This is a genomic window from Anaerobiospirillum succiniciproducens DSM 6400 (assembly GCF_000482845.1).
GTDB classification, from domain to species: Bacteria; Pseudomonadota; Gammaproteobacteria; order Enterobacterales; family Succinivibrionaceae; genus Anaerobiospirillum; species Anaerobiospirillum succiniciproducens.
In genome coordinates, this window is record NZ_KI519513.1 from 1,032 (window position 1) to 14,537 (window position 13,506).

Sequence of the window (13,506 nt, forward strand, 5' to 3'; positions counted from 1 at the left end):
CCTTTGTTTACAGGGCCATTAGCTTTTTGTTTACATGGTGCTTTGCAAGGAGTGCACTTAGTGGTGATGGTTTAGTTGGCAGTTGATGTCATGGCTTTTGTGACTTTATATTTGGTGTAGAAGACATACAAAGATATAAGGAAGCCTGCTCTTGTCTTGAGCAGTGATTTTTTAAGATTTGTGCCGGTAACCTGATATATGTGCGGATGAGAGATGAGTGTGGTCTGAGATGCAAAACACCAAAGTGATACAGAGCAATTAGCATTATTGCGCAGCGTAAAAAGATGTGGCAAAGTTTATTCAAGTCAAACTTAGCAAAGCTGTATGGCAACTAAAGATTGTGCCTAGCTTTCTTGTGAGACTAATGGCTGCATTGCTAGCTGCTAATTGTGCTTTTTACCTTTTGGTCGTCTCGCTCTTGGCCTGCGGCTTTTATCGCTTGTGGGCTTGTAGTTGAGTGCGCTTTAGTAGTTGCTAGCTGCAGATTGATTTACTTTCTTTCTTTTTGAGGTTGAACATGTCTAATACTGTTGTACGTTCAGACAATGCTCCTAAGGCTATTGGCCCATACTCAAGCGCTATGCAAGTTGGCGCTAACATGCTCTTCGTATCTGGCCAGATTCCTGTAAACCCACAGACTGGTGACATGCCATCTGACATTAAAGAGCAGGCTAAGCAGTCTCTTACTAACTTAAAGGCTTTAGTTGAAGCTGGCGGCTTTACTATGGCTGATGTAGTTAAGACTACTGTTTTCATCACCGACATCAATGATTTTGCTGCCGTAAACGAAGTGTATGCCACCTTCTTTGCTGAGCCTTACCCAACTCGCTCATGCGTAGCTGTAAAAGAGCTGCCAAAGGCTGCTAAAGTCGAGATTGAGTGTATCTGCGCTAAGTAAGAGCATTTTGGGCCTCTCTAAATATTAGAGCCATAGTTTGCATCTAAAGTTAAGGCATGCTTATGCCTTACTTTGGTACAAGGCAATCTTTGTTTATCGCCAGTGATACCGGGCAATCTTTGTTTTTTTATTGCCTGCACAAGTGCGGCGATTTGTGTTTATTGCCCGTGATGTGATGGACTTACTTGAGAGGCTTTTTTGATAAGTACGCTGCATCTAAAACTCATAGCTATCGAACTTGGCTATATAAGTTGATAAACACGCTGATGTAATTGCTTATTTAGCTTTTTAGATGGCACTACATGGGATTATGATGCATGAAGCGTATAGATGATTACATCCTATATAACAAGCTTCTTTGCGACAGAGCGCTTTGATGGATATGGCCTTTGCCATGATATCTACTAATGTGTTTGCTGTTAATTGCTCTTTACCATAGCTCTTTGCTTGTTTTGTATAGAATGTAAGTAACCTTAACAGAGGGAACAATCCCGTGTTAGATTTTACAAGCGTTATTAATCGCTGCAACACTGACAGTTGGAAGTGGGATGCACCGATTCACGCGATAGGTCGCAAGGACCTCATTCAAATGGGCTGTGCAGATATGGACTTTGTAGGTCCTCCTGAAATTGCTAAAGCCCTTAGTCAAGCTGCTGCAACCGGCCTTTATGGCTACACCATGCTCAACGACGCTTTTAAAAGCGGCGTACAGTCTTGGTATGCACAGCGCCACAATTGCCCTGTAGACAAGCAGAGTATTGTCTATATTCCGCGCATTGTTATGGCCGCCTCATTATTTGTTGAGGCATTCTCGCGCCCAGGAGACAGCATCATCTTAAGCGCACCATACTACCCACCGCTGCATGATGCTGCAGTCAACAATGGCCGTAACATTATCGAGCCTGCTTTAGTTGAGCGCGATGGCCGCTATGTTATGGACTTTGAGGCCTTAGAAAAGCAAGTTACTAAGAAGACTAAAGCTTTTATCTTTGTCTCACCGCACAATCCAACTGGTCGCGTCTTTACTCGTGAAGAGCTAGAACAAGTTGCATCCTTCTGCGTTGCCCATGATCTCATGCTCTTTGTAGACGAGATTCATAGTGACTTTGTAACCCCTGGTCACAAGTTTATCTCCTGTGCCTCTCTTAAAGGTGATATTGAGCAAAAGCTCATCGTAATTAACGCGCCATCTAAAACCTTTAATGTGATGGGCTGTCACGCCTCTTACCTTATCATTCCAAATGCCAAAGTAAGAGCACAAATGGTTGCCGAAATCGAGCGTAGCGGCCTTGCTGAGCCAAACTTCTTTGCTAACGCTATGATGAAGTGTGCTTATCAAGAGTGCGGCTATTACGTTGATGAGGTTAACAAGGTCATCGACGCTAACGACGAGTATTTGCGAGAAAAACTTACTGCCCTCTTTCCTAAAGCTAAGATCACCACTCGTGAAGGCACCTTCTTATTATGGGTTGACTTTAATGAGGTCTTTGCCTCTGAGGATGAAATGTACTCATTTTTCCTCAACAAGGCCGGTGTGGTGCTGCTTAAAGGCTCCAACTTCTCCAAGCAGTTTGCGGGATTTGCTCGTATTAACCTTGGTTGCCCTCGCGCCACCCTTGAAGAAGTGGTAGCTCGTATCGAAAAAGCTCTGCAAGACCAAGCTTAGTAGCCATGCGCACATCGTTAAAGCTATAAAGCGCTAAAGCTCTACAGCAATGAGGCGCTGCGGCGCTATGCTTAATTGCAGCAAGTGACATGAGATAAGAACTCAAGCACAGCTGACAGTGCTATAAGAACTAGAGCACAACTGACGAACTCGAGCACTGCTAACTATGCTATAAGTACGCAAGCAAAATAGTGTGATACTTCAAAGTATATTGCTGTAGCGCTAACAACAAGGCCCTTGCAAACCATTTTGTGGGGGCCTTTTGTTATAGATGACACTGCTTGCACCTTCATATGTGCTGAAGCTGCGTGTTCATGAGGCAACTAGGCAGGCTCTGGAAGTAGAATGTGAGATGGCGGTGCTTAAGCTGAGCACTTAAGATCATTAAGGACGTGTTGCTCTTTTGGCCTTTGCATTAGGCCTATTTAGCTTAATGCACGGCATAGCGCAATGTTGTGGTGCCTCGAAAAAAGGCCTTGCAGCTACAACTACAAGGCCTATTCACCACAGTGCCGGAGTAAACATCGGCACTAAGTATCAAAGGATATGTATGGTAAGTAAGCTATGCTTACTTATAAACATCAAGCAGGAGCTGAGCTTGGTGCTGCCACTTGATTACTTATCAGAGCCAAACTTAAGGTCAATTGAGCTTGATACTGGCCTTAAGGTGGTTCTGCATTTGTACCTAACTGCTAGAGCTTAGCAGTGCCATAACTTCACAAAGCCTCGCAATGCACACTGAAAGTATTGTTACACCTGAGCATGTAAACGTTTACACGCTCAAGTAAAACATATTGATGATCTGAGCATTGTTAAGCCTTGAGGCCCTATTTTCCATGTACTGCCTTAATTCCATGGGCTTTGCAAGATAGATCTTAAAGGTACAAGCGTGCTCTACATTCTGCAAAAACTAGCAATAACGCTCTACAAAAGCTTAGCTTGAAAGCTCATGTAAACGTTTACATTCGCATAAATATCAGAAGGCCGAGGCACGATTATATTTTACCATAAATTAGCGATAATGCCCCAACCTACACTATAGTGAGTCCGGGGATGAATCGCATACGCTACATCTAAACTAATGATCGTCTGCCTAAGATTGTGCATTCCTTAGCAGGTAAATTGCTCTTGCCTTGACCAAAAGCGCGATGGTATAGCTATTTTGATAGCTATCCAGGTGAATACAAAACTGCTAGTGCTGTTGCTTAGTATCCATGTGTTGTGCCTTGTGCTGTTGCTTAAAAGCCTTGTGCTGTTGCTTGGTATCCTTGTGTCGTGGCTTGTGGTGTGGCTTAGATTTTTGCCTTGAAAAGTGGCTTGTATTTCAGGTTTGATACATTAAAAAGGCCCTGAGATGAATGAACATCTGCAGGGCCAAAGGTGCAGCATCAGCTGCATTGTTGTTTTATGTGTGTGTTGTGTGATCACCGAAAATTCCGATGATACTCATGCAGAGGCTAAGCATGCCGCATAGGATATGGAGCCATTAAGATTGAACCAATCCTAAAAGCACCTTTTTCCTAGCACTTATCTTGAGCATGTTTGCATGCATACTCATGTTTGCATGATTGTTATAGTTGCCAGCCAATTTAGGTAAAACCTTGGAAACAAAAATAAGGTAAAACCTTAAAAGCATGCGGCTGTTGGTCTAAAAAACGCAAGGATTAAGACTTTTTAGCTTAGAGTGAAGACTGTTTTTCTAAGACTCAAGACTGTTAAGCTAAGACTTAAGTGTTTTGGTCTAAGGATTAGACTTTGTTCTTAAGCTTAGAAGACTTGATCCTCACGTTTAACTTATGGACCAAAAATCTTATAACTTGGTGAAGACGGTGCCGTCAAAAGCATGGGTCTCGATGATAGTAGCCTTGCGACCTGCAATCTTTTCGTACTTCTCATCGATAGCAGCCTTGACCTTCTCTACATTCTTAGGATCTACTACTGCTACAACGGAGCCGCCAAAGCCGCCGCCAGTCATACGTACTGCAGCATTCTCACCAATGGCCTCGCGGATAATCTCAACTAAGCCGTCAATCTCAGGGATGGTAATCTCAAAGTCGTCACGCATAGAGCAGTGAGATGCGTACATTAACTCAGAAAGCTTGGCTAAGTTGCCTTGTTCAAAAGCCTTAACTGCCTCAAGCACGCGATCATCTTCAGTGATAACGTGGCGTGCACGACGATAAGTTACGTCGTCCATCTTATCCTTGGCAGCATCTAACATTTCCATGGTGGCATCACGCAGAGCCTTAACGCCTAAAATCTTAGCGGCGTTTTCACACTGCTCACGACGCTCGTTGTACTCACCACCGACTAAGGCGTGCTTAACATTGGAGTTAACGATGAGGATGTCTAACTCCTTTGGTACAGGGATCTGCTTTAACTCTAATGAACGGCAGTCAATTAACAGAGCGTGATCAGCGCTACCGCAAGCTACGATGGTCTGATCCATAATGCCGCACTTACAGCCATTTAAAGCCTCACAAGCCTGACCGGTAAGAGCAATCTCTTGGAGAGGAATGTTTAAAGAGAAGATAGAGGATAAGAGGTTACCAAAAGTAACTTCTAAAGATGCAGATGAAGATAAACCTGAGCCTAATGGAATATCACCAGTAATAGCTACGTCGATACCTTCAACCTTGTGACCTTTTGATACGATTAAGGAGGTCATGGCACGTAAGTAGTTAGCCCATGTCTTGCTCTCGTGAGCCTGATACTCACCGCTAATGGTGAACTCATCGGTCTCACCATTGATATCAATGGCTAACAGACGAATCTTATCGGTGCCGTTCTTGCGTGCAGTCATAGCAGTACCAAACTTAATGGCACATGGCAGCACGAAGCCGTCATTGTAATCAGTGTGCTCACCGATCAGGTTCACACGGCCTGGAGCATAGCAAAGATACTCAGGCTTGCAGCCAAAATGCTTCTCAAAAGCCTCAGCGCTCTTTACACGTACGTCGCTCATCTTCATTCTCCGTAAATATCCAGGCTCTGTCCTTACCTCAGTACCGCAAAGCTTAAAGCTATGTATTGCGGTAACTGATAGTGATCAGCTCTGAGCCATACCCTGCATCCATATGCAAAGGGCAATACAAGACCTTCTTGCCACAAAGATAGTACTTATCTTTAATGGCAAATGACTCAAGTGCGCACAAGCGCACTAAGCTAAAACCTATAGTCGCTGTACAAGTATTTACTTGCACAAGGAGCATAAGTCTCATGCTAAAAAGGTAGATCTAAGAGCTGCTAAGCGGCGCATAAGTCTACCCTGGGGGTTTTGTAGCATTGTGGCTACTTCTAGCTGTTCTATACAAGGCACAGCAGGTTAAACCTGCTGTACCTTATCTCAAGGAGAATCTTTTGCTAAAAACTACTTCTTGGTGTAGTGAACTTCGCTTAAGGCACGCAGACGCTCTGCAGCCTGCTCTGGAGTTAAGTCACGCTGCTTTTCTGCTAAGAGCTCAAAACCAGCTACGAACTTCTTAACAGTTGCAGAACGAAGAAGTGGTGGATAGTAGTGAGCGTGCAGCTGCCAACCCTCATGAGGCTCGCCATCAGCAGGAGCATTGTGCCAGCCCATGGAGTATGGGAAGGAGCACTCAAAGAGGTTGTCATAACGAGTGGTCAGCTTCTTGATGCATAAAGCTAAATCATCACGCTGCTCATCATTGAGCTCATTGATGGACTTAACTGCAAACTTAGGCAGAATCATGGTCTCAAATGGCCAGAATGCCCAGTAAGGAACTAAAGCTACGAAGAACTCGGTCTCACAAACGATACGCTCTTTCTTCTCAAGCTCTCTCTTTACATAGTCTAAAAGGAGTGGAGAGCCGTGCTTCTTGAAGTATTCGTTTTGCTGTCTTACTTCCTTGGTAATTTCCTCAGGTAAGAAAGAGCAAGCCCAGATCTGGCCGTGTGGGTGAGGGTTGGAGCAGCCCATTACAGCGCCCTTGTTCTCAAAGAGCTGTACCCACTTGTACTCAGCGCTCAGCTCAGTAAGCTGAGAGGCCCACAGATCAACTACAGAACGAATCTCGTTAACCTCCATTACAGGTAAGGTCTTAGAGTGATCTGCAGAGAAGCAAATAACACGAGCAGTACCACGAGCTGGCTCTAAGCAGAATAAATCGTCATTTTCTGGGCCATCAAGTGGAGTGTCTGGCATTAAAGCAGCAAAGTCGTTGGTGAAAACGTAGTTGCTCTCATACTTTGGATTAACATCACCAGAAACACGGGTGTTGCCTGGGCACAGGTAGCAGCTAGGATCGTAGCTTGGCTTTTGCTCATCGGCATTCTTTTCTACTTGACCGTTCCAAGGACGCTTAGCACGGTGAGGAGAAACTAAAATCCACTCACCAGTAAGTGCGTTGTAACGACGGTGTGGATGATCTGAAATATTGAAGCTCATGTCTTAGTCCTTTGCAAATCCTGTGAACTAAAAGCTCTGTGAACAAAAAAATAAACCGCTATGGCTGCTTATCTTCACTATTGCCACTTAATGAGACCAGACTGACCTAAGTCAGTCTGGCCCAAGGCCAGGTTGGATGTATCCAATCTGGTCTTAACCAAGCTCATGCAGCTTGGATTGCCTAGCTATCTTGAGCCTGGCATAGCCAGGTTCTTGATGCCGGACATAGCCAGGTTCTTAATGCCTGGCTGATGCGGCCTTTAAAGGCCTAAACCTTGTCTTATGTGCCCACTATTTGGGCGTGGCAAAGAGCCAAAACTAGTAGCCTAGAGCTCTTAGTGATAACTGACTCTTAGTCGTCGTAACCGTTAGGGTTGTTCTTCTGCCAGTTGTAGGCATCGGCAGTCATGTCGTCTAAGGTCTTAGTAGCAACCCAACCAAGCTCGTTCTTAGCCTTAGAAGCGTCGGCATAGCAGCTAACTACGTCACCAGCACGGCGTGGAGCAAACTTGTGTGGAAGCTCACGACTAATAGCCTTGGAGAAGGCCTTAACCATGTCTAATACTGAGTAGCCAGTACCAGTGCCGAGGTTATAGATATGAACACCGGCCTTATCAAGGCAGTGCTTTAATGCAGCAACGTGGCCTAAAGCTAAGTCAACTACGTGGATGTAGTCACGTACGCAAGTACCATCAGCTGTTGGGTAATCGTTACCAAAGATGGATAAGCACTCTAAACGGCCTACTGCTACCTGAGTTAAGTATGGCATCAGGTTATTAGGAATACCGCGTGGATCCTCACCAATTAAGCCTGACTCATGGGCACCCACAGGGTTGAAGTAACGCAGCAGAGTTACGGAGAACTCAGGAACAGCCTTTTGCAGTTCCTCTGCCATGTACTCGATGTCTACCTTGGTCTGGCCGTATGGACAGTTAGCACGCTTTACTGGGCTATTCTCAGTTAAAGGCAGTGAATCTGGCTCACCATAAACGGTTGAGGATGAGGAGAAGATGAAGTTGTAGCACTTATAGTCACGCATTACCTGCAGTAAAACGCGTGAACCGTTGACGTTGTTGTCGTAGTACTCAAGAGGCTTTTTAACGGACTCACCCACAGCCTTTAAGCCTGCAAAGTGAATTACACCGTCAATCTTGTGCTCCTCAAATACCTGAGCAAGCTGATCATAGACACGAATGTCACCAGCATAAAATGGAACTGAGCGGCCGCAAATCTGCTTAATACGTGCAAGAACAGCTGGCTTTGCGTTTGAGAAGTTGTCGAAAATAATCGGATCGTAGCCAGCCTTGACTAGCTCACAAACTGTATGTGAACCGATGTAACCTGCACCGCCAGTAACTAAAATTGTAGCCATGAAACTATTCCTTTCTTTAACCGAGCCTACTGTCTCTTAATAGTCTGGCTTAATAGGCTATAAAGAGTTGCGTCAGTAGAGCCATGGTTCCGCACGCGGACTTACACGTCATTACGTTTACTTTTCAGTAGCTGAGCATAAACCTTGTCTTATTACAATGTCAGGTGATGGCATTGATTATCACGCTGATGGTTAAAACCATCGCATCTAGGAGCTTGCATAAACTCCTCATAAAAAATGCTCAAAACGCTACTGAAAGTTTCTGATAAAACCCGAGATTAATCAGAATGTAAACGTTTACACTATTATAATCATTTTGCATAAAACGCGTACTAACTTTTTGTGAGCTAGTGCATACTTTGTTAATAATCCCTAATAGTGCTGATATTTCAGGCCTTTAGCGGTATATTCTTATTGACGTTGACTTGTCAACGAAGACAGTAACTAGCAAGTGTTCGACCCTCCTTTGCACAATGGGTGGGCATATAGCGCCCATAAGTCATGTAAACGTTTACATGAGGCACCATTTAAGAGCGTTCTTAGCTAATCTAAAGCTTTGGCAAGCGCTTATAAAGCCTGTAAATACGCCATTTACCTTTGATTATAAGAATCTCTTTTGTGCAAACATTGGTCTTAACACCAACTACGCTCATCTTATCAAACTGAACTTGTTCATTAGAAATTGCTAGACAAGTACTTTGTGTTTTTGTGATACAAAACAAAGTGTACTGCTAGCCTTATTTTGCTCTCTATACGTGATGCGTGCTTTCATTTAGCATTAGAGCTCGATTCAATCTGATATTCGATGAGATCTGTACTTGCTAGATCTTCAGCCTCACGTGGCAATAAGCGTTTATAGCCTCTTTTATACTTGTATTGTAAGTGACTTATTTAACGCAGCTTATTGCTCAGGCTATGTGTTTTCCGTTTATCGTTTACTATTGCTAAGGCTATGTGTTCTTCGTTTATCGTTTACTATTGCTAAGGCAGTGCGCTTTTTGCGCTAGTAACACTGTATTTTTACTTAAGCTTCTTTGATAGCAAACTAAACTCTACGCACTTAAACTACCAAGGCATATAATTTAATTGCAAAGCTAACTAGACTTGTTGATTTGGCATCTACAATCAAGATCTAAAAGATCTTGTTGAATGTGACGCTACTCTAGGCAATCAACGCGCTAAGCTCTTACTTTGTTATAACTCGCTTAGTGCTTAGTGTGTGATCTTTAGTTATGGAAAATTGAAGCATTGTTCTTGAGCAGAGTTGATAAGCTTTATTTTATGGCTTATGAAGATCGAGTCTGTTAACTTGCATTTGCTTAAGAAACAACAAAACAAAGGTAATAGCGGCTACAATAGCTGCCCATACCGATTAGATGTTTTGAGGTGACTGATGCCTACTATTCGTGATGTAGCAAAACTAGCCAATGTATCCGTGGCTACAGTGTCACGCGTACTCAATGGTTCACCACGTGTATCCAAAAAGTCTGTCGATGCGGTCAATAAAGCACGTGAGGAATTAGGCTTCTACCTAAACGCCAATGCCCGTGCTTTAGTACAACGCGATTCTCATACTATTGGTGTCGTCGTCTCTGAAGTATCTGATCCGTACTTTGGTGCGGCAGTTCGTGCCTGTGATGATGCCATCCATAAGATGGGCTATAACCTCTTAGTTGGTCAGGGCTATCACAATGCCGAGCGTGAGATCCATGCCATTGACGATCTCATTTCCTATCAATGCCGTGGTTTAGTAGTCCATGCTCTAGCTGTGGATGATGCAACCTTAATTAACTATCTTGAGACCGTGCCATATATGGTGCTCATGAACCGTGTGGTACGTGGTTATGAAGAGCGTTGCCTCATTCTTAACAACTACCATGGTCAATGCTTAGCCGTACAAGAGCTTATCGACAAAGGTCATCGCAAGATCGCCTTTGTTAACTCTGGTCACCGCATTTTAGATGCGGATGAGCGTTTCCGAGGCTATGTTGATACCCTCAAAAAAGCTGGTATCAAGTACATCCCACGCCTCATTACCTCAGCTGAGCCTTCTTTAGAGGGCGGTTCTCAAGCAGCTTTAGATCTCATGAATCGCCTCACTCCTGGTGAGGACTTTACTGCTGTTGCTTGCTACTCAGATGTAATGGCTGCAGGCTTTATGGCAACCTTACACGCGCATGGCTACAAGATCCCTGATGATGTCTCAATAACTGGCTTTGACAATCTCTACTTAAGCACTTGTCTGATTCCGCCATTAACCACCGTCAACAATCCAGTCAAAGAGATCTCTGAAGAGGCCATCTTACGCTCAATTGACCTCTATGAAGGCCGCCCAATCACCGTACGCGAAGACTACACTGTCGAGCTTATCAAGCGCGACTCAGTTCGTCAGCTCTAGCAAGCATTCCTCTTTTCTGCCCCACGCCCTCGTGCCTGGGGCAAGCAGACAAGCACGCCGACAAAGCCACCATCATCGCACTCACAGTGCTCACAATCCCCACCTCATACTTCGGCTCTTTGCTACCTGCCGCTGTTACCTGCCTTTGCTTCCTAGCTTTGCAAGCGGTCGATGCTAGCTGTCGGAGCCTCATAGCTTTGCAAGCTGGTTGTGCTAGCTTGCTTTGTGAGCTGCTTTTAAGCTCTACTTTTGTAGACTGTTTTCAAATTCACTGCTATGTTTGAGTGTATAGCTCAGGACAATCGTCTCATTTCTATGGTCAAGGCTTTGGAAGTGTAGTAACTGTATGTACTTTTTAGCTACCATCGGGCCTAATTTCTGTATGGTTGTATGTAGTTTTTGATAGTCATAGTGCTATATTTCGACAGATTCGCTCGTTTAGTTGGCGCATTAACGCTAGTGCGGTTAAAATGAAAGATAGATTTGTTCTGCTACTAGAGCTTGATGAGGCTTCGCGAGTATGTTTCTTGCGGTATAGACCATAGAATATTTGGCTTGTCGCTTGAGACTGTCTTTATAAGACTTTCTCACTCCTTTTTATGATGTAGCTCTAGTGAACGTTTGTTGTTTTGAGATCTTAGGGTGGTACGATGGCCGGGAAGTTCAAAATTCATAAGTCATTTGAAGAACGTAAAAAGGCTCACCGCAATACCAATCGTAAGATAGGCTGGGGTGATGGCGTTACTGAGGGTATTCCCTTTAGTTTATCCATGCTCAAGCCATCCTTCTTAGGAACCTGGGCTAGCTTTACTCTTTTATACCTTCTCGTTAACCTCCTGCCATACCGTTGCATTGTAGGTCTAGGCAAGTTCTTAGGCGGCTTTCTCATGCGCTTTGTTAAAGGTCGTCGCTACATTGTTCAGACCAATTTAAAGCTGTGCTTTCCTGATAAAGACGACAAGTGGTATGCCGACTTAGAAAAGCGCATCTTTCAAAGTGCTGGTGTAGCCTTATTTGAAACCGGTATTGCATGGTTCTGGCCTGATTGGCGTATTAAGCGCTTACTGATTATTGATGAGCAAGAATTAGCCAAAGCTAAAGAGCTCGTTTCATCTGATGCCCGTATCATTGCATTTACTTGCCACATGACCACTTTAGAGATCGGTGCACGTTTATACGCTTTAGCTATTAAGCCTGGAATTGGCGTATATCGCAGCTCAGATCACCCTGTTTTGGAATATCTGCAGGTTAAAGGCCGTCTGCGCTCTAACCTTGCCTTAGTTGATCGCATGGATGTGCGCTCAATGGTTAAGGCTGTTATGAAGGGCTATCCTATTTGGTATGCACCAGATCAAGACTATGGCACTAATAGCGCCGTATTCGTGCCTTTCTTTGGTGTAGATCAAGCAGCAACCGTAACAGGTCTTCACCACCTTGCTCGCATCAAAGGCGTTAAGGTACAACCTTTCTGGCTCATTCGTGAGAAAAACGGCTATCGCTTCCGTGTCTTAGAGCCAATTGATAACTTCCCAACTGATGACGAGGTTGCTGACACCCGCCGTGGCAATGAGTATGTAGAGCAAATGATTCTTTCTGCTCCAGAGCAGTATCTGTGGATGCACCGCCGCTTTAAGAGCTGTCCTGAGGGCGTCCCAAGCCGTTACCCTGAAATCGAGTAGCGCCATAGCAGAAATAAGCACGATCATCAGCGTGCCTACCCCCACCTCTACGGCCAAGGTCTACTGCCTTGGCCCCATCAGCTAGCAAGTTCTTAATATTGGCCATTGTGCAAGCCAAACTCTTGTGCTTAGGCGCATTAGCAAGCCCCCACTTTTCACATTAGCCCTTTTGCAAGCACGACTATTTTGCTTTGGCGCATTAGCAATGCCTATGGCTATTACCTGAAGATTAGAATCAAGCGCGATTAACTTTGAGCATTGATTAGCTAACCTGGGTTTTGGCATGTTGTTAGCGTCTTCTTGTCAGTTGGTTATGTGAGTTATTCTCCCTGTCCTAGTGATTCATTGCCTAAAGATGGTTAGAACTACCTTTTAGAGTGCGCGTGATCGCAATGCTAAGCAAATTACATGTAGATTCAACAAACGCGTCATATAATTGCAACATTCATTGTGTATGCTCTTGTCAATTGTTTTCTCTAAGGGGTCGGATATGGCACGTACACTCAAACTACTTTGCGCTTTAAGTATTGCTCTTGCCTCTTCTCATATGGTGTCAGGCTGTGCCTCTAATGAAGAACAAGAAGATATGCGCCTTGTCGTTAATGCCGCTGAGGATCAAGTTAAAGGTTGCCTCTTCTTAGGCAACTTTGAGACTACACCACGCGCCACTATCGAAAACGCTCGTTATGACCTCAAGCTCATCACTGTTCGCCGTGGTGGCACTCATATGGTCGAGCGGTACGCTTATGCCGATCTCATGAATCGACTCTCTGATGACATGGGCATTGCCATTACTGCCCGCATCTACAAATGCCCTGCGGGTAAAGGCTCAACTGTTGATAATCCAGCCTCACGCGTTAAGCTTGAGTACGATCTGCCTCAACCATCAGTAAACAACGACGATCCTCTTTTCTTCAGATAAGCTATACAGACTATCTTTTAGGATCTTAGCTTTTCCCAAATTGCCCCTCTTCAAACGCGTTGCTAAGCAGTTTAGGCCCTTAGCAACGTATACCGCATCTTCTTTCTTCTCAATTGCTTACAAAGTGCGTAGCTATCGGCTGCATCATGCTTGAGGACTGCTC

At 44.4% G+C, this 13,506-nt stretch carries 9 protein-coding genes; 6 read left to right on the forward strand and 3 right to left on the reverse strand.

Annotated elements, in window-relative coordinates; all coding sequences use genetic code 11:
* The first annotated feature begins 517 nt into the window (after positions 1-517).
* The 3 genes from H524_RS0112790 to H524_RS17385 all read left to right on the forward strand — a co-directional run bounded on the left by H524_RS0112790 (position 518) and on the right by H524_RS17385 (position 3,267).
* Positions 518-898, forward strand: a complete 381-nt coding sequence (locus H524_RS0112790; RefSeq protein WP_027940458.1) for a RidA family protein — start codon at positions 518-520, stop codon at positions 896-898.
* Positions 899-1,391: 493 nt separating this feature from the next.
* A complete protein-coding gene (locus tag H524_RS15990) occupies positions 1,392-2,564 on the forward strand; it encodes a MalY/PatB family protein (protein ID WP_044122502.1) in 1,173 nt (390 codons plus the stop codon).
* Between the two features lie 550 nt (positions 2,565-3,114).
* Entirely contained in the window at positions 3,115-3,267 is a 153-nt protein-coding gene (locus tag H524_RS17385) for a hypothetical protein (protein ID WP_156907628.1), read from the forward strand.
* A 1,107-nt stretch (positions 3,268-4,374) separates the two neighbouring features.
* Here H524_RS17385 and galK read toward each other — a convergent pair.
* From galK to galE, 3 genes are all read right to left on the reverse strand, one after another.
* Positions 4,375-5,529, reverse strand: coding sequence for a galactokinase (gene galK, locus H524_RS0112805; protein ID WP_027940459.1), 1,155 nt, complete (start codon positions 5,527-5,529; stop codon positions 4,375-4,377).
* A gap of 405 nt (positions 5,530-5,934) precedes the next feature.
* Entirely contained in the window at positions 5,935-6,972 is a 1,038-nt protein-coding gene (locus H524_RS0112815; RefSeq protein ID WP_027940461.1) for a UDP-glucose--hexose-1-phosphate uridylyltransferase, read from the reverse strand.
* Between the two features lie 352 nt (positions 6,973-7,324).
* Entirely contained in the window at positions 7,325-8,344 is a 1,020-nt protein-coding gene (gene galE, locus H524_RS0112820; protein ID WP_027940462.1) for a UDP-glucose 4-epimerase GalE, read from the reverse strand.
* A 1,393-nt stretch (positions 8,345-9,737) separates the two neighbouring features.
* Between galE and H524_RS0112825 the strand changes: the two genes are divergently transcribed.
* The 3 genes from H524_RS0112825 (at position 9,738) to H524_RS0112835 (ending at position 13,343) form a co-directional block, all read left to right on the forward strand.
* A complete protein-coding gene (locus H524_RS0112825; RefSeq protein ID WP_027940463.1) occupies positions 9,738-10,742 on the forward strand; it encodes a substrate-binding domain-containing protein in 1,005 nt (334 codons plus the stop codon).
* A gap of 650 nt (positions 10,743-11,392) precedes the next feature.
* Positions 11,393-12,421, forward strand: a complete 1,029-nt coding sequence (lpxL, locus tag H524_RS0112830) for an LpxL/LpxP family Kdo(2)-lipid IV(A) lauroyl/palmitoleoyl acyltransferase (RefSeq protein WP_052339113.1) — start codon at positions 11,393-11,395, stop codon at positions 12,419-12,421.
* 490 nt (positions 12,422-12,911) lie between these two features.
* Complete coding sequence (locus tag H524_RS0112835) at positions 12,912-13,343, forward strand: hypothetical protein (RefSeq protein WP_027940465.1); 432 nt, start codon at positions 12,912-12,914, stop codon at positions 13,341-13,343.
* The last annotated feature ends 163 nt before the right edge of the window (positions 13,344-13,506 follow it).